The following is an 18881-nucleotide window of genomic DNA, read 5'->3' as shown; positions in this document are numbered from 1 at the left end:
CGCACCCACCCCATACGACAACGTCGGCCTTCAAGACCACAACCGGGTCTTGAAGGCCGACGTCACGCGAGAGCCCGAATTAACCAACAGCGTCCACACGGGACGGGCCCCATCAGCAGCGCGGAGGATCAAAACGGCGGTTCGTCGCTGGCCGGCTGCTGGCCCCAACCGCCCGCCGCGGCACCGGCCGGCGCCTGCTGCGCCCACGGGTCGCCCTGCGACTGCTGCTGGCCGCCCCAACCGCCCCCCGTCGACTGCCCCTGGCCACCGCCGCGGCTCTGACCGCTGGTCTTCGTGACCTTCGCCGTCGCATGGATCAGGCTCGGCCCGATCTCGTCGACATCCAGCTCGTACACGGTGCGCTTCTGCCCCTCGCGGTCCTCGAACGACCGCTGCTTGAGCCGGCCCTGCACGATGACGCGCACGCCCTTCGTCAGGGACTCGGCGACGTTCTCCGCGGCCTGCCGCCACACCGAGCAGGTCAGGAACAGGCTCTCGCCGTCCTTCCACTCGTTGGTCTGGCGGTCGAAGGTGCGCGGGGTGGAGGCGATGCGGAACTTGGCGACCGCGGCGCCCGCCGGGGTGAACCTCAGCTCGGGGTCGTCGACCATGTTGCCGATGACGGTGATGACCGTCTCTCCTGCCATGGTGTCCTCTTCTCTCTTGGGGGGCTTAGCTGGCCTTGAGGAAGGCGGCCTGGCCGCCGTTGAACAGCAGCCGGCTCGAGACCGAGGGCTGCGTGGTCGGCTTGCGGGTGATGGGGCCGCCGTGTTCGGCATAGGCGACGCCGCGCACCACCCGGCTCACGGTGGAGGTGGCGATGCCGAAGGCGAGGGCGAGCTGGACGTAGGTCTCGCCGGCTGCGGCTCGCTGCCGGATGGCCACGACCTCGTCGCGGCACAGCTTGCGGCTCTCGCCGGCGCGCACGAAGACGGGGAAGTCCTCGCCGTGGCGCTCTGCGCGGCGCCTGCGGGCGTCGATCCACTTCTGGGTGGTGCCGTGGGGTAGCCGGTGGAGGTCGTCGAGGTCGCTGAACCGCAGGCCGCGGCGGACGGCTTCCACGATGGCTGCCAGCCGTTCGGCGTCGGTGACGGTGACGCCGGGGTCGGTGAGGTAGCGGTGCACGGCGGCACCGTCCACGTAGTCCTCGGCCGGCTCCGGGGCGCCGAGATGGGGCTGGGCCTGTGGGTTGTCGATGGCGTCCTCGTCCCAGGCGAGCGGCGGGGCCCACCCCTCCCGCTTAGCGCGCAGGCGGGTCTTGGCTGAGGTGCCGACGCTCATCGACAGTTCGTCGTAGGCGCCGCGGATGGCGGCTGCGACCCGCACTTCCACCTTGGTGCGGGCAGCGCCGGCCAGGGAGCTGACGGTGTCGAGGTCGACGTGGGCTGTCTTGGCGATGACGTGCTGGTAGTGGCCCAGGGCGTACAGGGCGCGCACGCGGCGGGTGCTGCCGAGGGCGGGGACCAGGGCTAGGCCGTCCACGACTCCCGGGGTGGGCATCACGGCGAGGATGCGCTCTCCGAGGGGACGGCTGACGAACTTGGTGCCGCGGGCGTAGCGAACGATGGAGGTGAGGGGGACCTGGCTGAGGCGGGCGATCTGCGGCCTGGTGAAGCCGGCGCCCAAGAGCGTGTGGATGTGGGCGGTGACCGGGGGGCCGGGGATGTAGCGGGAGCGGCCGGCCATCCGGTCCAGGCGCCGTAGCTGGTCGGCGCGGATGGCTGCCTTGGTGCAGGGCTGGCAACGGCACCCGTAGGTGTAGCGGTTGGAGTGCCCGTGCGGTGGGAGGGTCTTCGGGAGGCTTCTCATCAAACTCGCTCCTTCCGGGCGGTGTCTGCGGCCCGGCGGCAGGCGCCGCACCGACGCTGCCCGTTCGGCATCCACTCGGTGGTCTCGGCGAGGCGGTGCAGGCCCTGCCGGCACCACTCCAGGGAGGTGTCGCGGCCCGTCATGGCGGCGAGCTGGGCCCTGGTGAGGGAGCGCTGCGTCTGGTCTTCGAGGCAGCGGCCGGCGACGCAGCGAGGGACGTCGCACAGGGAGCGGACCTGGCCGTGTGGGGCGCGCCCGTAGTGCACTTCGAAGGCAGCGCGGTAGGCGGAGGTGGGCCTGCCAGCGAAGTGGACGATGGGAACGCCGTGGGTGTTGGTTGATCCGGTCCACTGGAGGTGTCCGCCGCCGGCGTCGCGGGTGTGGGCTGCGAGCGCGTCGTTGAGAGTGGCGAACGGCCAGAGGCCGGGACGGGGCGGGACGCCGGTCGCGGTGCGGATCTCGCGTACGGTGGCGCGCCGCATGTGGAGCCGGGCTGCAATCTCGGTGTTCGTCAGGCCCTCGGTGAGGAGGGCGCGCACCTGCTGTTCCCGCTCAGTCATCACGCCGCCTCCACCAGATCAGTGGCGGCGTCCAGCTCGGCGAGGGCCCGTTCGATGACCGGGGTGATGGTGCGCAGAACCTGCGCGATGCGCGCCGTTGACCAGCCGCGGCTGCGCAGCTTGCGGAGCTTGGCGGAGGCCTCGGGGGATTCGAGGATGGCGCGCCAGCGGGGGGTGATGGTGTCGAGCTGAAGGCCGCGCTGGCGGAGGAGGGCCCGGCGCTCCCACTGGTCGCGTCCACCGAAGACGCCGGCGGGCTCGCGACGGTCCAGCGCCTCTTCGAGGCAGTCCTCTCGGAGGGGGCAGGTGCGGCAGATGCGCTTGGCTGCGTCGTAGCGCGCTTCGTCGTGGAAGAGGTCGGCGGTGGCGGGCCCGCAGGCGGGAGCCCGAAGGGGCTGGTCGGTGGTCATGAGGGGTCTCCCGTCAGGGTGTAGAGGCGGATGAGGGCGCCGGGGGCGTCGAGGGCGTCGGGGTGCTCGCCGGGGAACGTCTTGAGGGCGGTGACGCGGATGATGCGGCTGTCGTCGACGACGGCGCCGGCGTCCGCGATGCCGTCGAAGGTAGAGCGGAGAAGCTTGTCGAGGTCGCCTGAGTGCCGGGTGGTGGGCCAGATCCGCTTTCGCTTGGGTGCGCTGGCGGGCTTGAGGACGGTGAAGACGACTTCAACTCCGAGAGGCCCGTCGAGGGTGGGAAGGTGGACGGGTACGGTCCCGATGCGGGAGACGACGCGGGCTTCCTGGGTGGCAGCGGTGACGAGGGCCCGCCAGGGCTTGACGCGCTTGGACTGTTCGACGAGGACGGCGGACACGCGGCCGGAGGCGGCGTTGCGACGGTGACCGGCGTACTTCTTACTGCCCTGAGGTGCCGGGCGGCCGTGGACAACGATGGTGAGGCGAAGTGCAGCTTCGGTGGGTGTGGTGGTCACTGCTGCTCCGTGGTCTTGAGGCGGGTGGCGCGGGGGCTGTGCTCCTGACAGCGCCACCCGATGGCGAACAGGCGGGCCTTCTTGCCGCACTTGGGGTTGCCGGTCTCGCACTGGTTCGGGGTGGCCTTGGCCTGCGGTGGCGGCTCGATGTACGGCCGGTCAGTGGTCACGTCTGTCGCTCCTGGAGGTATTGGGCGAGGGGGACCATGCCGGTGTGGGTGCGGCGGAGGTGCTTGGCCTGTCCGGGCCGGCCACCGAGGTGCCATGTCGAGCAGAATCGACACTGGTAGACGCACAGGTGGTCGCCCCCTTCGCGCCGTATGGCGGTGGCGGCCTTCTTCGCCTGGGCGCGGGTGATGTAGCGGGCCTTGCCGGTGCAGGCGACGTCACGCAGGTCCATGGGTGGTTCCTCCTTCCGGGGCGGGGAGGTTGAGGAGTTGGGCTAGGGCGGTGCGGGCGGCCAGGTCCCAGGCGGGGTCGTTGATCCAGGCGACGACCGTGGCGAGGCGTTGGCGGTGGGTGGCGAGGTCGGTTTCGGCGGCGCGGAGGTCGGCGGCGTGCACCGCCGACCAGTCGCGGGCCGTGGTCACCTCGCCGCCGCGCGGCTGTAGGTGCGCTGGTTGGTGTCGCCGTGCTGCTGGAGTAGGCCGTCATGGGCGGCGGCGGCCAGGTCGCGGCGGGCGGTGCGCCGGCCGGGGATGCCCGCAGCGCGGTAGGCACGGTGGACGGCGCCAGTGGTGATGGGCTGGTCCTGCGGCTGGGCGTCGAGGGCGGCCTGGAGCCGGGCCTGCTGCCGGGCGTTCACGACTGCCCCTGGGGGTGCGCGTTGGGGCAGGTGAAGCCAGGCAGGCGGCAGGTGCTGTCCGTGTCGAGGTCGAGCAACTGGTGCCGCATGTCGACGGGCAGGGCGTCGGCGAGCTCGCGGATCTCCTCGGCCTGGACCAGCTCCTCGCGGCGCCGCAGGCAGTGCTCCTCGGTGGCGTTCTCCACGACGACGCGATGGGCCTGGCGGTCGTAGAGAGTGGCGAACACTCCGTCGTGGCCGATGATGTAGCGGCTCTCCGGGGCGGGGGTGGTCTTGATGGCCATCAGGCGGCCCTCCCCGCACGGAAGGCGGCGACCTGGGCGCGCCACGCGGCGCTCCGCGCGTTCATGTCGTCCAGCCGCCTCTGGCGCTCCCGGCGGTGGGCCTCCTCGGTGCTGAGGCGCTGCCGCCGGCTCCAGGCGGTGCCGGTCTGCGTGTCGGTGGTGAACTCCTCGTCGCGGGTCATGGCGACGATCGCGCTGCTGTACCCGAAGACGTAGGCGACCGCGTCGTCGGCGTCGGTGAGGTGGTCGGCCATCGCGTCGCGGCGCTGGATGAGGATGGTGATGGGGGTGCCGGCGAGGTACTCGTCGTAGGCGTCGGCGATGCCGCGGGCGTTGGCGGTGCGCTCGTCGTTGGTCGTCCCGACGGGCACGGCGGTCAGGGTGTTCATCGTGATGTCTCCTTGCTGGGTGGGGCGCGCTTGTCGGCGGTGCGCGCGGTCAGGCGGGGATGTCGATGTCGGTGCGGGGGAGCGTGTCGGCGATGTACTGGAGGAGTGCGATGACCTGGTCGACGGTGGGGGTGAGGGGGCCGAGCTGGTCGGCTTCGGCGATGTGCCAGTAGGGGAGGGTGCCGTCGGCCCACGCGGTGACGTGCTCGATGTAGTCGGGCTCGCCGGGCTCGCCGGGCGCTTCGGCGCCGTAGGTGTGCGTGATGTGCTCGGACAGCCAGCGCAGGAGGTCCATGACGGCCTCGTCGTGCCGGATGTGGGCGGCGAGCTGGTCGGCGTTGTAGCCGCGTAGGTCGGCCGGTGCGACGCCGGTGGAGGCGCGGAAGATGCTGGCGACGAGGTCGAGGCGGCCGTCCTTGTCGATGAAGTGGCCGGCGCGGGGGTCCTGGTGGATGCCGGTGTGGGCGATGAGGTCGGCTGCCTGGGTGGCGAGGGCGGCGGTGTCCTGTGCGCTCATCGGTTGGGGTCTCCTTGCGGGGTGTTTCCGGCCCGGCCGGGGGAGGGTTGGCCTGGGGCGTGCTCGACCGGGGCCGGGCCGGAAGCGTGGGTGTCAGCCCGTCTTGCGGGCGGTGACCTGCGTGGAGCGGTCGATCGTGAGGCGCGCCTGGTCGTCGAAGGTGACGGTGACGCTGTGCCGGCTGCGCTCGATGCGGATGACGCGGACCCAGCGCAGGCCGCGGCGGACTTCGTGGGCGGTGGTGAGGCGGGCCGCGGGGATGGACTTGTCCATGGCGGTCAGTGCCCGTAGTTGCGGTGGGTGTCGGCGCACGCCTGGCACTGGGCCCGCATGACGTTGCCGTCGGCGTACTCGGCGCAGCGGCTGCGGGCGCTGATGGAGTCGCAGTAGCAGTCGTCGCACTCGCACTCGACGAGTTCGTCGCCGTCGGGGAGGTAGATGCCGAAGTCGGTGGCGGCCGTGCGGTGGAGGGCCTTGATCTGGTCGGGGGTGGTGGCGTCGTAGTGGTCTTCGAGGAGCTGGTGCCAGGCGATCTGCTGCTGGGCGGTGAGGGTCCGGAGGCTGACGCTGAGGCGGGGGGTGCGGATGGTGGTGGGGGTGGGGGTGTCGAGGATCAGCGTCATGTCAGCTCCAGGAGCAGTTACTCGGAAGTCCGGTTGGGCTTCCTTGTCGGCTCTACGAGCATAGAGTTAACGCACCGCAATACGCAATACGTTTCTGGAAGTTCCTGGCCCGGACACACGAAAGCCCCGCCCCCAGCAGATGGGGCGGGGCTTTGAGAAACCGAGCTGGCTACAGGCCCCCGGCCCGTCTGAGTCGACGGACCGTCTGGTCCCGATGCACCTGCACCACGCTCGTCCACGGGTAGTACACGGCGCCGCGCATACGGCGGGACGGAACACCCGCCGCGCTCAGCCAGCGGCGCAGCGTGGACCGGGCCACCTTGTGCCCGGTGTGGGACAGCAGCAGGAGGCACTCGGCCTCGCTGGTCCAGTCGCCCGTCTCGACGTGAGGGGCGGCAATGGTGATCGCCATGGTGGCGGCTCCGTATCGACAGGGCCGTCGTTCGCAGCGCCGACCGGCCGAAACGGTGGAAAGGGTGGTGCAGCAGGGTGGTGCGGTGGGGCTAGTTGGCGTGGGCCTGGCGGCGTTCACGCTCGAGGTGCTCGTCCTCGGCGAGCTGGTACAGGGACCAGCGGGAGGGCCGGCCGTCCTCGTCGCGGCAGTCGGCGTTGGTGCACCGGGCGCCGGCCTCGTCCATCTCGGCGGCACGGTCCCACATCAGGCTCCAGCAGCGGCACTGCGGGCACTGCCGCTTGCACACGGCGTGCCGGTCGCCGAGGAGGATGGTCTGGGCGAGGAGGTGGGCGTTGGTGCGGATGGTCCGCTCACGCTCGAGGTCCAGGCCGTGATCGACGGCCACTGCGGCGAGGTAGTCGTCCAGGGCCGGGGCGCCGCCGGTGGGGGGTTCGGCGGGGGCCGGCGTGTAGTCGGCGAGGGAGAGGTCCCGTTCGACGGTGGCGAGGTAGTCCAGGAGGTCGAGGTCGGCTGGTGCCGGCGCCTCGACGGTCTGGGTGTGGGGCATGCCGTTGAGCCGCTGCCCCTTGGGGGCGTAGAGGGCTCCGCGGAGCAGTCGTATGTTGCGCTCGAGTTGCTGGTTGGTGCTGTGGCCCATGGGTCCCCGCTCCCGTGAGGGTCTCAGCCGGTGCGGCGCGGGGTGGGGGGAGCGCTCGTGCCACATCGGTTGTGGTTACTGGCGGTGAGTTACCGGTGACCCATAATGGCACGCGTGTGGTCCGGTTTTGAACAGAACGTTGCTGTTGATCTCGTAACCGGGGTTTTCGTTGCCTATCCGTCACGCCACAGCGACGCAACCGGCATATGCCGCTACGAGGTGTGACGGCCCGTCAGGTAGTCGGGGATCACCCGAGCCTCCTCCAGGTACGCCCGCAGCAGCCGGTGCTGCGCCTCCCCCAACCCGCCGGACGCCTTCGCGCCGTCGATGAGGATGGTCACGGTCTCCAGCGCCAGGAGGTACGCCTCCGCGGTGCGCGGGTCGGTGAGCGTCCTCTCCCGCTTGCGGAACAGAGCCTGGACGAGGTCGAGGAGTTGGCTGGAGGGGTAGTCGCGCGCTGTGGGCTTCGGGGCTGTGCCGTCGTGGCTGGGCTGCACGGGGGCCTCCCCGAGCCGGCCGCGGCGGTGCGCGGCGAGGCTGATGACGGTGGCGGTGGGCGGGGTGGTGCCTGCCGGGGTGGGTCCGGGCATGGTCAGTCTCCGCTCGGTCCGGCGTTGGGAAGTGGGCGCCTGGTGCGTCCCGGGCTGGCGCCGGTGTCCGTCCCGGGGGCTATCAGTTTGCCCCGGATTCGTACCGGGCGGTAAGGCGACCCTCAGAATTGACACGTCCGTGATCAGCCGGACCGGCGGGGTTCAGCCACCGCGGGCATGAGTGCGCCCCGCGGCTGGAGGGCGGAGTTTTGCCGACAACACCCTCCGGCGCGCGGGGCGCAGAGACCTCACGACGACCCACCCGAAGGCGTGCCAGTGCGGTAGACGCAGTCTAACCACGAGCCTGACCACTCAGGTAGAGGCTGCGCGAACTGGTTGCGATGCCTCCTCAGTGAGCGAGGATGATCTCGGCGAGCTTCCTCAAGCTCTCTGGAGGCATGACCTTGCTCAGGCTGTCGCGCACGACATCAACGTCCGTCCAGTCACATACAAGCGCCTGAGGCTCCGCCGTGTCTTCAGCCGTGATGCTCTGCTGCTCAGCTGAGGCAGGAGTCATAACGCCGTTATGGGTCTCCGCTGAAGTCACTGCGGTGTCGTTTGAGGTCGCCCCGGTGCCGTCTCCCATAACGCCGTTATAGGTGGCGGTCGTGTGCGTGGCCCCCGAAGTGGCATCGCTTCCTCCTCCTGAGGCCATAACGCCGTTATGGGCGCTGGGGGAGCCCCCAGTCTTCGCCCCCTTGCGCTTCTTCTTGTCCGCCGCCTTTCGCTCGGCTTCCGCGGCCCGCGCATCTGCCCTCTCGCGTTGCTGCTGCGACGGGAGCTTGCTCAAGCCCCGCACATGTTCGACCTTCCGCCGCCCGGAGCTGAGGTCTGCCTGGAGGCTGGGGTCGAGCCTCAGCAACGACAAGCGCTGGGAGATGAACGCCTGAGTCCGGCCGAGCCGCTCTGCGGCCTTCGTCTGAGAGCCGTAGAACTTCACCAGCTTGTCGAGCGCGGCAGCCTCTTCGAGTTCCGACATGTGCTCGGCGTGAGCGTTCGCTACGAAGGCAGCCTCGAGGAGCTTCTCGTCAGAGCTCGCGAAGTGGTCGTCGACCGTGTACTTGAGTTCCTCGAGGCCAGCCTTCTTGGCTGCCTCCAAGCGCCGGTGCCCGTCGACGACGACGTACTCCGAGCCCTCGTCCAGCTCGCCGGCACGATCTGGGCGCTCCGCGAGATACGCCTCCCGGGTCACGACGGTGATGGCGTTGACCAGACCGATCTCAACGAGGGTCTGCGCCAGCTCGGAGACGTCACCGAGATCCTCGCGGGGGTTGTCCGGGTTCTGGCTGATGAGCTTCGTCGCCAGCTTCTCCGCCCGCGGCTCCTCGTGCTCATACTCCTCAAGTGAGGTGCCGGCGGCCTCAGCGATTGCCCGGCGCCGGTCACTCACTTCGCTTGCACGGCTGAAGCTGGATGCCCGCCCGAGCTTGTCGGACTTCTTCATGCGATCTCCCGCGCCAGCGCCCGGATGTTCATGGCCTGCTCGCAGGCAGGCTCGTAGGAGAGCAGCGGCTCCTTCATCCTGACCGCTTCGCGCTGCTGGGCCCTGTCCGGGATGACGGCCACGACTCGCGGGTCCTTTATGGCCTTCCACTCCTCGAGGGAGCTGGTGGCGATGTAGCCGCGGCGGCCGTCGTACTGGTTGACGATGAGCCCGAGGTAGTCGATGTCGATGCGGAGGTCCCTGCGCGCATCTTCGATCTGCTCGACGAGGAGTTCGTAGGCGTCGGCGCTGCTGTCCTCGGCGAGGACGACGATGCCGATGCCGGAGGCTCCGGGGCGTTCACCTTCTCGGCGGCGGCCGTAGTAGATGGCGGTGTCCATCGACAGGCCGAGGGTTGGCGGGCAGTCGATGATGATGCAGTCGAAGTCTTCCTCGAGAGGTGCGAGGGCCCGCTCGAGGGCGGCTTCGCGGGCGCGGGCTCGGGCGAGCCCGAGATCGATGAGGAAGGCGTCGCGGCATCCGGGCAGCAGGGAGAGTCGGCCACCGAAGACGCCCTCGGCCACGGGCATGACGAGGTCGCGGATGTCGCCCTTACCTTCGCCGATCATGTGCTTGGCGAGGCTGTCGGCGTTGCGGGGGATGATCTCCTGGCCGAACTGCTTGGTGAGGTGGCACTGGGGGTCGAAGTCGACCACGAGGACCCGCCAGCCGAGGCCGACGAGCTCCTGGATCTCGGCTTCGAGGTTGTTCTCCGACATCTGCTTCATGTGCCGTACCGGGTACAGCTTCTCGCTGTCCTCGGCGTAAGCCTCGGCGAGGCCGGCGGCGATGGTGGTCTTGCCAACGCCGCCCTTCTGGTTGCAGATGATCTTGCGCCGCACGATGGTGGGGCGTTCGACGCTGGGGGCCGGGTTGGAGTCGAGCCAGAGCTGTACGGACTGGGCGAGTCCTTGGATGCCGGAGACTCCTCGGGCGGTGGCGTCGGCGCGGAAGCCGTCCCAGAGCCCCTGGGGAAGCCAGGTGGAGAAGGTGTCGGCGCCGGCGGTGTCGACGGTCTGAAGGTTGGCGCCGAGGTTGCGCCAGGCGCTGAGGCCTTCGGCGACGGCGTCCTGGAGGGCGATGCCGAGCTGCGCGGTGCGAACCTTGAGGGGTTGCCAGAGCGCGGCGGGGAGTTTGGAGACGACCTTCTCGCGGTCGCTGGGCGAACTCGTCATGAGGGCACCTTACTAACGCCGGAGATGTTTTCCAGCATTGGGGCGTTAGTGTCTCTTGACGGCGTGTCGGCTGAGCTATAACGGCGTTATGACTCGCCCTGCTCGTCTTCCGTCTCGATCTCAGGGGTGACGGGCTCGAGGAACAGGCCCTGCCAAGCCGGCGGCGGGCTCAGGGGCTCCGGCTTCAGGACAGTGCGGACAGGTTGGCGAAGGTGGCGGGGGTCCATGGTGGCTCCTCGTGGGGCGCGCGAGACGCGCGCAGCGGTGCCCAGAGCGGGCTCGGAACATCATGCGGCACGGGGACGACAGCCGTTGCCCTACGCGGTGCGCTGGAAGGCGGTTGGTACCGCGGGCGCCCTGCCGGCCTTCGCGGCGCGGGCCGCAGCCAGGGCCCGGGCGCGCACCCTCTCCGCGCGATCCTCGTCATGCCGTGCTGCTTCCTCGGCGTCAGCCTTCTCCCACATCGCCGCGCGGAACGCCTCCTCCGGCTCCCGGATCGCCGGCGGGCGGTCGGCGAGAGCTCGGATGAGGCGGGCGAGTTCGGTGCGATCGTGATCGTGGACGGCGTGCTCCAGGTGCGCCTCTATGGCGAGGTGGAAACCGGGAGAGGCGTCAGCACGGGTCTTCACCGGCAGCTCCTCCAGGCGCCGCGGGGCGTCGTCCTCGGGTGCCGCGCCGTCCGTCGTCCACGAGGCGGGACCGGGGGCTAGTACTCGGACCTGCTTGACGGTGCCGTCGCCCACCGCGGCGTTGAGGGCGGCGGCGAGCTTCGGCCCGTCCCAGCGGAGCTTGGTGGCCGCAGCCGTCGTCACGGGCCGCAGGTGCAGGGTCTGCGTCTCGGCGTCGTACCGCTCCGGCGCGGCGAGGCCCGCGTACTCAGGCGGGGCGACGCGGTGCCACCGGGCGGTGATCTGGCCACCGGCGGACGGCTTCTCCCAGCCGTTCGCGGCGGCGAGCTGGTCCAGGACGTCAGAGAACGCCAGGGGGTCGCCGAGGCGCTTCTGGTCCTTCCGCATGCGCTTGACGCGCTCCTTGCGGCTGGGCGGCTGCTGCTTGGAGGCGACACGGGCGGCACGGAACGCCTGCCGCGCGAGGTCGGCGCCGGTCGCCGTGGGGGACATTGGGGTATCGGTCACAGCAGGGCTCCCTGTCGGCTGGCGGTCTGGGCGGAGCGGCGGACGGCGTAGGTGCAGAGGCGTTCCCCGTACAGGTCGAGGGCGTCGTCGGGGTCCTCGTCGTAGTGGTCGGCGACCTCGGTCCAGTCGTTCCAGCCGTCCTGTTGGGCGCGCTGCCGGTCGAGGTCGGTGCGGGCGCCGGCGAGCATGTCGGCGAGGGCCTGCTGCTCGCTGGCCTTGCGCTCCTGGTAGGCCCGCCACTCGGCGTTCTGCATCGCGGGGACGGCGCGGGCCTGGTCGGGGGCGGCCTGGACGTCGGTTTGGTGCTGCTCCTCGCGGGCGCGGAGGTGGGCGGCGAGGACCGCGTGGGGCCGGTCCGGGTCCCACAGCACACCGGCGGCGCCGCGGCACGAGGCAGCCTCTGAGGCGAAGGCGATGGCCTGCTGCACGGTCCAGCCGCGCTCACCCATGTCGGCGCACACCCACCGGATCTGGTAGTAGCTGGCCTTCCTCAGCCAGGGGAAGCGGGCAGCCAGGACGCGGGCGATGCGGGCTCCGCGCTGGATGCCGGTGGCGGTGACGACGGCGCCGAGGATGGTCCGCCGCTTCCGCCGCGGCTGGTTGCTGGGCTTCTTCGAGGGGGTGGTGGAGGTCTTCGCACCGGCGCCGCCGGTAGTAACTACCCCACCATCTACGTCTACAGGTCCGTCGTACTTAACCAGGTGAGGGAATGGGGCGCATTCGATCTTGGTCGGGGGGTTATCCACAGGCTCCTCGACGGCCTTCTGCTGGCCCCGCTGGTCGATGACGATCCGCGCGTCGTACCCGTCGCCAATGACCGTGTGACCCATGGCGTGGTCGTAGACCGGGGGGATGGTCGCGGCGTAGATGGTGGCAGTGCCGGCGTACCCGGGCAGACCCCGGTCCGCCCGCGAGTTGCGCTTGCTGCCGTGCCGCACCCAGGCGAGGAGACCCATCTCCCGGAGTTGCGCGACACGCCGCTTCACGGTGGCCCGGTTGATGCGCAGCGCGGTGGCGACGGTGTCGAGGCTGTAGAGGACGTGGCCGGTGGAGTAGTCCATGCCGGACTGGAGCACCGCGACGATGCGGTGGAGGGTGGCGGCGGTCCGCGCGTTGAGGGCGGCGTTGTCGATGAGCCAGTGCGCGGCGCGGGCCCAGGCGCGAGGCTGTGCGTGCCGGGATCGGGTGGCGGCGACTTCCTGGTCGTCACCGTAGACGGGCTTCCAGAGGCTCGCGGTGTCGTCCTGGAGGGTGATGTTAGGGGACGAATCGCCCACTCTGGGACGGGGAAGCTGACAAGCGGGTGTGCGGTACTGCAAGATGACTCCTGTCTTCGTCGAGACGTGAAAAAGCCCCTCGGGGCCGATCTCGGCGGTGATGTGGGTGAGGACCCAGTTCGCTCATCGCGACCGACGCCAACCGGTCGAGAGGAGCCTTAGCTCGGAGCGCCAACTCCGGGCCGTGGCACGAGGCCGCAGACGGTGCGCCAACACCAGCGGCCAGGCGGTGGAGGAAGCCCCCGAAGGGGGCATGGACCTCCCGCCTTAGGGACGGGCTACGTCAAACGATCTCCATCTGTTGCAGGGGAACCCGCGTTGGTAACGCGCGGGGAGTCTGTGACGGCACGGTCGGGAGCGTCGCTCACTACTTGCCCCCCAGGAGAACCTGGTACCGCAGTTCAGCCTCGGGTGAGCGGTCGAACAGGGAGCCTTCGCCGTGCTGGTCGCAGTACCTGGAGCCGTCCTCGCTTCCCGGGGAGAGGAAGCAGTGGCCGTGCTCGTCTACGCGGGGGCAGCAACCACAGGTGGCCTCGCAGCACTCTTCGGCGGGGTTGCAGTCTTCGCAGCGGTCGCCGGTGCAGTAGGTCGCGTTCTTTCCGCTGGCGAGGTTGTCCTCGCCGTGGGCGGTCACGCGGTGGTGTGGGTAGTGGGGACAGGGCCCGTGCTCGATGGCGGTGTGATGTTCACGCCAGAGCTGCTGGGTCCACTGTCTGATAGCCCGGGTGTCCGGGTACTCTCGTTCATATCGCTGGCTCGCTTCTTGGGTTGACGGGTTGGCGATGGCCAAGCCACTTGGCTTCGGCGCAAGGGCCGGGATTGGCGTCCCGGCAACGGCCCCGCCCTGACTCCGGTTACCAGCCGGACGAGCGGGGCCGCTCCATTTGGTGCAGTTGTAGGTGCGCCTCGCACGGGGATGTGCTGCTGGCGCAGGCACCAGCCTATCCCCAAGGCTGACCACGGCACCACTGCCCGTCACATCGTGTCGAGAAGTGGTGATTTCGCTATATGACCAGCTCATCAGCTCATCGGGTCGTCTCACCACGCTGTCCTATCGTTTTGGGAAATAAATAACACGTTCCTGCGCAGGTCAGCGCCTCACGGCGCGTCAACTGAGCGGTTCTAGCTGGCATGAGGGAACTGGGTTGTTGCGGTGGTGGGGTTGGTGCGGGGCAGTGTGAGGATCTGCGCGGTCCTGTGGGGTTGGGGTGTGGTGTGGCTGTGGGTGCGGCGGGCGGTGGTGGCCGCAGTGGTGCAGGGGGTGCAGCGGCAGGCGTGGAGGTTGTAGGTGGAGGCGCGGCCGTGGACGAGGTGTTCGGCGCGCCAGGTGCGGCCCGCGGTCTTCGCCTGGGCGAGGCGGTCGGCGAAGTCGGGGTTGCGGGTGGCGAGCTGGGTGGGAGTGCGGCGGGAGATGCCGCACCGGTCGGCGGCCTCCCCCAGGCGCACGCCCTCGGCCACGAGCTTCAGGTAGGCGCCCTGCGTGCTCTCGTCGAACTTGACGGGCCGTCCCCGCCCGCCAGTCACCGGCCATCCCCCAGCGCCTCGTCCGCTACCTGCCTCACCGCGGCCAAGACGTGCTGGAGGAAGTCGCCCTCCCAGTCGCGGCTGCGTGTGAGCACCTTGCCGATGTGGAGACCAACCGCGAAGTACACAGCGCTGATCTCGTCGGCTCGATGGGGCTGTACGTCGGGGAACAGGAGATGCGGAAGCTTCTCGGGCTGGGGGACGGTGCCTTGGAGGTGGGTCTCAAGGGCGGTGAGGAAGTCACCGCAATGGGACCGCAGGATGCTGTGCAGGTCGATGGTGGCTGCGGGGTCGGGGTGGGTCATGCGGCTTTCTCCAGGGCGGCGAGGCCGGGCGGCAGCGGGAGGGGCAGGGCGATGGCGTAGGCCCGGATGAGGCGCAGGCGCCGGCCCTTTGCCGGGGCCGTCCCCGTGGCGCGGGTTCGCAGGTGCCACACGCGCGGCAGGTACTCGTAGCCCGGCAGAACCATCTGGTAAGGCCGGACGGTGCGCTGCGGCGGTTTGGGCGACTGCGGCATGTCTGGAGCGATGGCGCGCTGGCGAGTCCCAGTGGTGTCTGGCGCAGCGGGTACGGGCCAACGCCCTTCAGGTCGGATGCGGGCGTCAGCAGGAATCACCCCGTAGCGTCGGGCGGCGGCCAATAGGTCGCTGCGGGTGGTGGTGTCCTTGTTGAGGCGGAGAAGTCCGCACAAGATCGACCGGTGCCAGTTGGCGGTGCGCACGTCCATGTCGGCCCGGTAGGCGACCAACTCTTCGTCGGTCTCCCGGGCCAGGGCGCGCAGCAGGGCCTGCTTCTGGGGGGTGCGGCACTCGGCGAGGGAGGCCTCGGTGACGCCGCCCGGTGCGGGGGTGGCGGTGCGGCGGGCGATGAGGTCCCGGTGCCGCTCCAGGGGGCGCAGGCCGCCCCACACGCCCTCCGGCTCCGTCAGCTTGCCCTCGGGGGTCTCGGCGAGGGCGTAGGTGCGGCAGGCGTCCAGAACGGGGCAGCCGGCGCACACCGCCGCGGCGCGCTTCTCTCGGGCGTGCCGGGCCGAGGGGGCTTCGGTGTCGTCGTCGGTGTGCGGCAGCCACGCGTTGACCGGCACCGTCAGGTCCCCCTGTGCGCGGCCGGGGTGGTCGGGGTCGGGGGCGCAGGCCCGGTAGGCGTAGTGGCGGTGGTCCGTGAGCTGGCGGTGCAGCGTGGCTGCGGTCACTGCTGGTCCCCCTCAGGAGCGTTCTGGTGGCGGTACGAAGAAGCCGCCCGGTTGGGGGCGGTTGCGAGGTGCTGGAGTGCCAGGGCGTCGCGCCGGTGGGTGCCGGCGAGTAGGCGGGCCTCGGCGTCGTTGGCGGTGATGCGGCGTCGCAGCGTCGCCGTCACCACAGCCAGGACTGTGGTGGTGAGGGTGAGCGCCACGATCACGGGAGTGCGGGTGAGCACGGCGCTCACCTCCTCATGGGGTCTCGTCGGGTGGGGTGCGGCGGCGGGCCTCCATGCGGAGGATCGCCTCGGCCTCACGGACCGCAGCCACGGCGTGCCGGGCCTCCCCGGGCGGCAGCGGCAGGTGCGGGATGAACCAGTGGGCATTGGGCGGGCTGGTGAGGCTGATGGCCCAGCGGCGGGCGGCGAGGTCGTGCAGGCGCCGCTCAAGGGCCTGCTCCTCGGCCCCGGTGGGCCGGTAGCCGCGACGGAACCCGCCGGCGAACGCCGCGGCCAGGTCGCGCAGCCAGGTCACCACAGTCCGAGCTGCGGCTCGCAGTCGTCGACCGTGCACGGCAGGACTCCTCTCGGAAGCGGGATGGGAAGTTGACCAGGGACTGGTTCAGGCGCTGGCGGGGCCTTCGGCAGCCCTGGAACCGGGGTTGGGGGCGGGGCGGGAGGGCCGACCGTGATGGCCGGCACCTCCTCCCCGACTGTGACGAGTTGGGAGCCCGTCATCAGGCAGCGACCGTCAGGCCTGCGGCCGGCTGCTCGTGGCGGCTTATCTCCTCACCGGTGATGGCCTCCACCAGCGCGCACAGCAACACCTCCGCCGCGTTCGGGGTTACGGCATTGCCGTACTGGCGGACCTTGTCGCGCTTCGACCCGAGGACGATGTAGTCGTCGGCGAAGCTCATCGCGCGACCGATCTCGTGCGGCTCCAGCATCCGGAACCGCACGTCGTTGATGTCGACGTTGCCGCGCACGAGGGCGTACCGGTCGCGGGTGGACAGGGCGCCGATGGGCTCCCGAACCGTGCGCGCGGTGCCGTTGCTGTAGTACGGGACGAGGATGTCGTCCCAGGTGACGAGCGACTGATGACCTGCCGTCGTGAGGGTCCTGAGCGGCTCGGTTGCAAGCGTGCAGTGCTCGCCCCCCGAACCCTTGCTGCTGTTGTTCCGCATCACCATGGCGGGCAGGTCGGGCATGACGAGACCATGGTGGTTCCCGGACGCAGTCACCGTGGCGAGGGCCTCGGTCACGGACCGGGCAACGGACCCGCCGCCACGGAGCTCGGCGATGAACGGCAGCCACGCGAGACCAGTCTCGTTCCGGGTCGTCATAGTGCGCATCGGGTGGTGCGCGGACCGAGCCTCCTTCCCGTCACGGCCCTCCACCGGAATGAGGAGCGGCGGGACCATCAACCCGTCGTTCTCACGGGTCGTACGGGCGCCCATTGGCTCACCGACACTGACGGCCGTATCCCGCCAGGTGCCGCCAGCCGGCACCATCATCGGAACGGGCTGCCGGAACTTCTTCAGCCCCGCCTCGATGCGGGCGATCGTCTTGTCCGCGAGCGGCTTGGCCCGGTCGCCGATCCGCTGTCCCGGAATCGACCAGTCGATCGCCGCGGCAGCCGGCAGAGCCTCCGGCTCGACGATCTGGTTCCGGCACGTGGTGCGCGGGCAGCGGTACACGTACTGGGTGCGGTAGCGACCCATGTCCATCCCCGGCCGCTTCCACGCCTGGATCGCCTGCACCCACTGCCCGCACGGCTCGCACCACGCACGCGGGCGCAGCCACTTGTCCCAGTCTGGTGTGCGGCCCAGGGACTTGTGCCAGTACCCAACGTAGAGCCGGTCACGGGACTGCGGGGCGGCGTGCACTGACCGCGGGTTGGCGTGCATGCTGTTCAACGCGATGACGCGGGTGCGGTAGCCCATCTTGTGCAGCTCGCCGAGCCATCGGTCCCATTGGTCCCAGGAGCGGACGTCGACGACGTTCTCGACCACGCCGGCCTTGACCAGCCCGCCACGCTCGATGACGCCCCGCAGGTACAGGGGCACCTCCTCCATCAGCGCCCGGGACTCTTCCTCCAGGGTGGGTCCGCCGTCGTCGTCCTGGTCGAACTTCTCGGCCTCCAGCTCTGCGTACAGGTCGAGCAGATCCCCCTGGAGGGCGGCAGCGAAGTCCCGCTTCTTTCCCTTGGCGACCGACCAGTTCGTGCACTCTGGGGAGGCCCAGAAGATGTCGGTGACGGGCCACGCCCACACCGGCGCCTTGCGGATGTCGCCGCGGTAGTGGCTGGCCTCGGGGAAGTTCGCCTCGTGGGAGTCGATGGCCTTCGCCCAGTGGTTGGCGGCTCGGGTGACGGTTAGGCCGGGGACGGCGTGGGCGCCCTGGGAACTGCCGCCGGCGCCACAGAACCAATCCATCACGGTCAGGTCGCCGCCGGTCCGCTGGGTGTGGGACGGGGTGGCTACGAGGTCCTCTGCGGTCATCATCACGCGGCTCCCTGCTGCTGGCCCGCGAGGGCGGTGATCCGATCGTTGAGGATCTGGCGGAAGGGCTGCTGACCGTTGGGCCCGTCGACCTCCATGTCGGCCACGCCCCGCTCGTCCGCCTGCGCAAGCAGGTTCGCCAAGGCAGGCTCGTCATCCCACTGTCCCTGCGCCTTACCAACCAGGCCGTCCAGGACCGCCTGTACCGCCTGGCCAGCGTTCGCCGGGGTGTTCAGCGGCGCGGCGCGGGTCTCTCCCCCCGGGTGGCTGTAGTCGGCCTCGTTGTCGGCAGGCTCCGGTGCCGGCCGCTGGGGAGCTGCGGGACAGGAGGCGGGGACCTGCGTCACCGACACCGAGCCGTCCACGGGCAGGCCGTCCTCGTCGATGGCCGCGCCCCGCTCCTCCGGCGTGTAGATCGCCCCGTGCAGCACCTCCGGGCACGCCATCCGCACACACTCGGAGATGGCGCGGGCCCGCAGCATCGCCGCCGGGTACTGCTTCCACGTGTCCTTGCCAGTCAACTGCGCCTGCCGGGCCCGGTCCATGCTCCAGGTGACCTCGAAGGGGAACTCGGGGTCGTCGGCGCGGAAGATGACGACCTTGGCGTGCGTCTCGTCGCCGGAGACTCGCATGCGGTGGCCGGCGCGGCGGCACAGGGATGCCATCAGGTCGGCGGACATGGTCGCCTTGCCCTGGATGATGTGGACGGACTGGATGGTGGTGATGACGTCCAGGCCGAGGCCGCGGCCGAACTCCAAGGCCCACAGGACCGAGCCGGGGTTCTTCTGGTACTGGCGTGGGAGGAGGCTGGACTCGGAGAGGGCCTGGGCGAAGCCGAAGGCGTCGCGGGGGGACATCGAGGCGAGGGAGAGGGCCTGGGACCCGCCGGTTGCGGTGCGGGCGGGCACGAGGGCTCCCTGGTTTTGGGTGTGCTGGGTCGGGCCGCCGGCGGTTGCCGCGGCCTGCGTGGTGTCGACCACGAGGTCTCCTATATGGGGTTGTGCTGATGGTGTGGGCGGGGCGGCCGTGGTTGTCGGCTCACTCCCCGGGCCGGG

Annotated in this window: 29 protein-coding genes; all 29 read right to left on the bottom strand. The window is 70.3% G+C overall.

The genetic code is table 11. The features are described 5' to 3' along the window. Positions 1-128: 128 nt before the first annotated feature. Positions 129-647 carry a single-stranded DNA-binding protein gene (locus ACFV3R_RS25675; RefSeq protein ID WP_385587712.1) on the bottom strand — a complete coding sequence of 173 codons (519 nt, stop codon included), beginning with the start codon at positions 645-647 and terminating at the stop codon, positions 129-131. Between the two features lie 25 nt (positions 648-672). Continuing rightward, entirely contained in the window at positions 673-1809 is a 1137-nt protein-coding gene (locus ACFV3R_RS25670) for a helix-turn-helix domain-containing protein (protein WP_385587709.1), read from the bottom strand. Continuing rightward, a complete protein-coding gene (locus ACFV3R_RS25665; protein WP_385587706.1) occupies positions 1809-2369 on the bottom strand; it encodes a LuxR C-terminal-related transcriptional regulator in 561 nt (186 codons plus the stop codon). The genes ACFV3R_RS25670 and ACFV3R_RS25665 overlap by 1 nt, the downstream gene beginning before the upstream one ends. Next, positions 2369-2779: a WhiB family transcriptional regulator gene (locus ACFV3R_RS25660; protein ID WP_385587704.1), complete on the bottom strand. Its 411-nt coding sequence runs from the start codon at positions 2777-2779 to the stop codon at positions 2369-2371. Before ACFV3R_RS25660 ends, ACFV3R_RS25665 begins: the two co-directional genes overlap by 1 nt. Next, positions 2776-3294, bottom strand: a complete 519-nt coding sequence (locus ACFV3R_RS25655; RefSeq protein WP_385587701.1) for a RusA family crossover junction endodeoxyribonuclease — start codon at positions 3292-3294, stop codon at positions 2776-2778. The genes ACFV3R_RS25660 and ACFV3R_RS25655 overlap by 4 nt, the downstream gene beginning before the upstream one ends. Continuing rightward, entirely contained in the window at positions 3291-3464 is a 174-nt protein-coding gene (locus ACFV3R_RS25650; RefSeq protein ID WP_385587698.1) for a hypothetical protein, read from the bottom strand. The genes ACFV3R_RS25655 and ACFV3R_RS25650 overlap by 4 nt, the downstream gene beginning before the upstream one ends. Then, positions 3461-3694: a hypothetical protein gene (locus ACFV3R_RS25645; RefSeq protein WP_385587695.1), complete on the bottom strand. Its 234-nt coding sequence runs from the start codon at positions 3692-3694 to the stop codon at positions 3461-3463. The genes ACFV3R_RS25650 and ACFV3R_RS25645 overlap by 4 nt, the downstream gene beginning before the upstream one ends. Further along, complete coding sequence (locus ACFV3R_RS25640; protein WP_385587693.1) at positions 3681-3884, bottom strand: hypothetical protein; 204 nt, start codon at positions 3882-3884, stop codon at positions 3681-3683. The genes ACFV3R_RS25645 and ACFV3R_RS25640 overlap by 14 nt, the downstream gene beginning before the upstream one ends. Continuing rightward, complete coding sequence (locus ACFV3R_RS25635; RefSeq protein WP_385587690.1) at positions 3881-4099, bottom strand: hypothetical protein; 219 nt, start codon at positions 4097-4099, stop codon at positions 3881-3883. Before ACFV3R_RS25635 ends, ACFV3R_RS25640 begins: the two co-directional genes overlap by 4 nt. Next, positions 4096-4383, bottom strand: coding sequence for a hypothetical protein (locus ACFV3R_RS25630; RefSeq protein WP_385587688.1), 288 nt, complete (start codon positions 4381-4383; stop codon positions 4096-4098). The genes ACFV3R_RS25635 and ACFV3R_RS25630 overlap by 4 nt, the downstream gene beginning before the upstream one ends. Further along, the gene (locus ACFV3R_RS25625; protein ID WP_385587685.1) at positions 4383-4772 is read right to left on the bottom strand and encodes a hypothetical protein; all 390 of its coding nucleotides are present in this window, start codon (positions 4770-4772) and stop codon (positions 4383-4385) included. The genes ACFV3R_RS25630 and ACFV3R_RS25625 overlap by 1 nt, the downstream gene beginning before the upstream one ends. 49 nt (positions 4773-4821) lie before the next feature. Beyond that, the gene (locus tag ACFV3R_RS25620) at positions 4822-5289 is read right to left on the bottom strand and encodes a hypothetical protein (RefSeq protein WP_385587682.1); all 468 of its coding nucleotides are present in this window, start codon (positions 5287-5289) and stop codon (positions 4822-4824) included. Between the two features lie 93 nt (positions 5290-5382). Beyond that, positions 5383-5562, bottom strand: a complete 180-nt coding sequence (locus tag ACFV3R_RS25615) for a hypothetical protein (protein ID WP_385587679.1) — start codon at positions 5560-5562, stop codon at positions 5383-5385. Positions 5563-5567: 5 nt separating this feature from the next. Further along, positions 5568-5912: a hypothetical protein gene (locus tag ACFV3R_RS25610; RefSeq protein ID WP_385587676.1), complete on the bottom strand. Its 345-nt coding sequence runs from the start codon at positions 5910-5912 to the stop codon at positions 5568-5570. Positions 5913-6081: 169 nt separating this feature from the next. Continuing rightward, positions 6082-6324 carry a hypothetical protein gene (locus ACFV3R_RS25605; RefSeq protein ID WP_385587673.1) on the bottom strand — a complete coding sequence of 81 codons (243 nt, stop codon included), beginning with the start codon at positions 6322-6324 and terminating at the stop codon, positions 6082-6084. 91 nt (positions 6325-6415) lie between these two features. Continuing rightward, a complete protein-coding gene (locus ACFV3R_RS25600; protein ID WP_385587671.1) occupies positions 6416-6964 on the bottom strand; it encodes a hypothetical protein in 549 nt (182 codons plus the stop codon). Between the two features lie 212 nt (positions 6965-7176). Then, complete coding sequence (locus tag ACFV3R_RS25595) at positions 7177-7554, bottom strand: hypothetical protein (protein WP_385587668.1); 378 nt, start codon at positions 7552-7554, stop codon at positions 7177-7179. Between the two features lie 349 nt (positions 7555-7903). Then, positions 7904-8998 carry a ParB/RepB/Spo0J family partition protein gene (locus ACFV3R_RS25590; RefSeq protein ID WP_385587665.1) on the bottom strand — a complete coding sequence of 365 codons (1095 nt, stop codon included), beginning with the start codon at positions 8996-8998 and terminating at the stop codon, positions 7904-7906. Continuing rightward, the gene (locus ACFV3R_RS25585) at positions 8995-10212 is read right to left on the bottom strand and encodes a ParA family protein (RefSeq protein WP_385587662.1); all 1218 of its coding nucleotides are present in this window, start codon (positions 10210-10212) and stop codon (positions 8995-8997) included. The genes ACFV3R_RS25590 and ACFV3R_RS25585 overlap by 4 nt, the downstream gene beginning before the upstream one ends. A 317-nt stretch (positions 10213-10529) precedes the next feature. Continuing rightward, positions 10530-11348, bottom strand: a complete 819-nt coding sequence (locus tag ACFV3R_RS25580) for a DciA family protein (protein WP_385587659.1) — start codon at positions 11346-11348, stop codon at positions 10530-10532. Beyond that, complete coding sequence (locus tag ACFV3R_RS25575) at positions 11345-12625, bottom strand: hypothetical protein (protein ID WP_385587655.1); 1281 nt, start codon at positions 12623-12625, stop codon at positions 11345-11347. Before ACFV3R_RS25575 ends, ACFV3R_RS25580 begins: the two co-directional genes overlap by 4 nt. Before the next feature lie 367 nt (positions 12626-12992). Further along, on the bottom strand, positions 12993-13259 hold the full coding sequence (locus ACFV3R_RS25570) for a hypothetical protein (protein WP_385587653.1): 267 nt from the start codon (positions 13257-13259) through the stop codon (positions 12993-12995). Between the two features lie 488 nt (positions 13260-13747). Beyond that, on the bottom strand, positions 13748-14149 hold the full coding sequence (locus ACFV3R_RS25565; protein ID WP_385587650.1) for a hypothetical protein: 402 nt from the start codon (positions 14147-14149) through the stop codon (positions 13748-13750). Further along, positions 14146-14454, bottom strand: a complete 309-nt coding sequence (locus ACFV3R_RS25560; protein ID WP_385587647.1) for a hypothetical protein — start codon at positions 14452-14454, stop codon at positions 14146-14148. Before ACFV3R_RS25560 ends, ACFV3R_RS25565 begins: the two co-directional genes overlap by 4 nt. After that, on the bottom strand, positions 14451-15341 hold the full coding sequence (locus ACFV3R_RS25555) for a WhiB family transcriptional regulator (RefSeq protein ID WP_385587644.1): 891 nt from the start codon (positions 15339-15341) through the stop codon (positions 14451-14453). The genes ACFV3R_RS25560 and ACFV3R_RS25555 overlap by 4 nt, the downstream gene beginning before the upstream one ends. Continuing rightward, positions 15338-15565, bottom strand: coding sequence for a hypothetical protein (locus tag ACFV3R_RS25550; RefSeq protein ID WP_385587640.1), 228 nt, complete (start codon positions 15563-15565; stop codon positions 15338-15340). Before ACFV3R_RS25550 ends, ACFV3R_RS25555 begins: the two co-directional genes overlap by 4 nt. Before the next feature lie 13 nt (positions 15566-15578). Then, on the bottom strand, positions 15579-15899 hold the full coding sequence (locus ACFV3R_RS25545) for a hypothetical protein (RefSeq protein WP_385587637.1): 321 nt from the start codon (positions 15897-15899) through the stop codon (positions 15579-15581). Between the two features lie 163 nt (positions 15900-16062). Then, complete coding sequence (locus ACFV3R_RS25540) at positions 16063-17829, bottom strand: DNA cytosine methyltransferase (protein WP_385587634.1); 1767 nt, start codon at positions 17827-17829, stop codon at positions 16063-16065. Continuing rightward, complete coding sequence (locus tag ACFV3R_RS25535) at positions 17829-18806, bottom strand: recombinase RecT (protein WP_385587631.1); 978 nt, start codon at positions 18804-18806, stop codon at positions 17829-17831. The genes ACFV3R_RS25540 and ACFV3R_RS25535 overlap by 1 nt, the downstream gene beginning before the upstream one ends. Positions 18807-18881: the final 75 nt, after the last annotated feature.

The sequence above is a fragment of the Streptomyces sp. NPDC059740 genome (assembly GCF_042733155.1).
Lineage (GTDB): Bacteria > Actinomycetota > Actinomycetes > Streptomycetales > Streptomycetaceae > Streptomyces.
The sequence above is the reverse complement of the archived record's forward strand: the minus strand, read 5'-3'. Positions and strand labels throughout refer to the sequence as shown.

Excerpts from the sequence above, each read along its gene's own strand:
- ACFV3R_RS25615 (WP_385587679.1), bottom strand. The coding sequence starts at position 5,562 with ATGGACAAGTCCATCCCCGCGGCCCGCCTCACCACCGCCCACGAAGTC.
- ACFV3R_RS25630 (WP_385587688.1), bottom strand. The coding sequence starts at position 4,383 with ATGGCCATCAAGACCACCCCCGCCCCGGAGAGCCGCTACATCATCGGC.
- ACFV3R_RS25605 (WP_385587673.1), bottom strand. The coding sequence starts at position 6,324 with ATGGCGATCACCATTGCCGCCCCTCACGTCGAGACGGGCGACTGGACC.
- ACFV3R_RS25595 (WP_385587668.1), bottom strand. The coding sequence starts at position 7,554 with ATGCCCGGACCCACCCCGGCAGGCACCACCCCGCCCACCGCCACCGTC.
- ACFV3R_RS25625 (WP_385587685.1), bottom strand. The coding sequence starts at position 4,772 with ATGAACACCCTGACCGCCGTGCCCGTCGGGACGACCAACGACGAGCGC.
- ACFV3R_RS25585 (WP_385587662.1), bottom strand. The coding sequence starts at position 10,212 with ATGACGAGTTCGCCCAGCGACCGCGAGAAGGTCGTCTCCAAACTCCCC.
- ACFV3R_RS25610 (WP_385587676.1), bottom strand. The coding sequence starts at position 5,912 with ATGACGCTGATCCTCGACACCCCCACCCCCACCACCATCCGCACCCCC.
- ACFV3R_RS25560 (WP_385587647.1), bottom strand. The coding sequence starts at position 14,454 with ATGACCCACCCCGACCCCGCAGCCACCATCGACCTGCACAGCATCCTG.
- ACFV3R_RS25660 (WP_385587704.1), bottom strand. The coding sequence starts at position 2,779 with ATGACCACCGACCAGCCCCTTCGGGCTCCCGCCTGCGGGCCCGCCACC.
- ACFV3R_RS25540 (WP_385587634.1), bottom strand. The coding sequence starts at position 17,829 with ATGATGACCGCAGAGGACCTCGTAGCCACCCCGTCCCACACCCAGCGG.
- ACFV3R_RS25620 (WP_385587682.1), bottom strand. The coding sequence starts at position 5,289 with ATGAGCGCACAGGACACCGCCGCCCTCGCCACCCAGGCAGCCGACCTC.
- ACFV3R_RS25600 (WP_385587671.1), bottom strand. The coding sequence starts at position 6,964 with ATGGGCCACAGCACCAACCAGCAACTCGAGCGCAACATACGACTGCTC.
- ACFV3R_RS25645 (WP_385587695.1), bottom strand. The coding sequence starts at position 3,694 with ATGGACCTGCGTGACGTCGCCTGCACCGGCAAGGCCCGCTACATCACC.
- ACFV3R_RS25670 (WP_385587709.1), bottom strand. The coding sequence starts at position 1,809 with ATGAGAAGCCTCCCGAAGACCCTCCCACCGCACGGGCACTCCAACCGC.
- ACFV3R_RS25665 (WP_385587706.1), bottom strand. The coding sequence starts at position 2,369 with ATGACTGAGCGGGAACAGCAGGTGCGCGCCCTCCTCACCGAGGGCCTG.
- ACFV3R_RS25675 (WP_385587712.1), bottom strand. The coding sequence starts at position 647 with ATGGCAGGAGAGACGGTCATCACCGTCATCGGCAACATGGTCGACGAC.
- ACFV3R_RS25590 (WP_385587665.1), bottom strand. The coding sequence starts at position 8,998 with ATGAAGAAGTCCGACAAGCTCGGGCGGGCATCCAGCTTCAGCCGTGCA.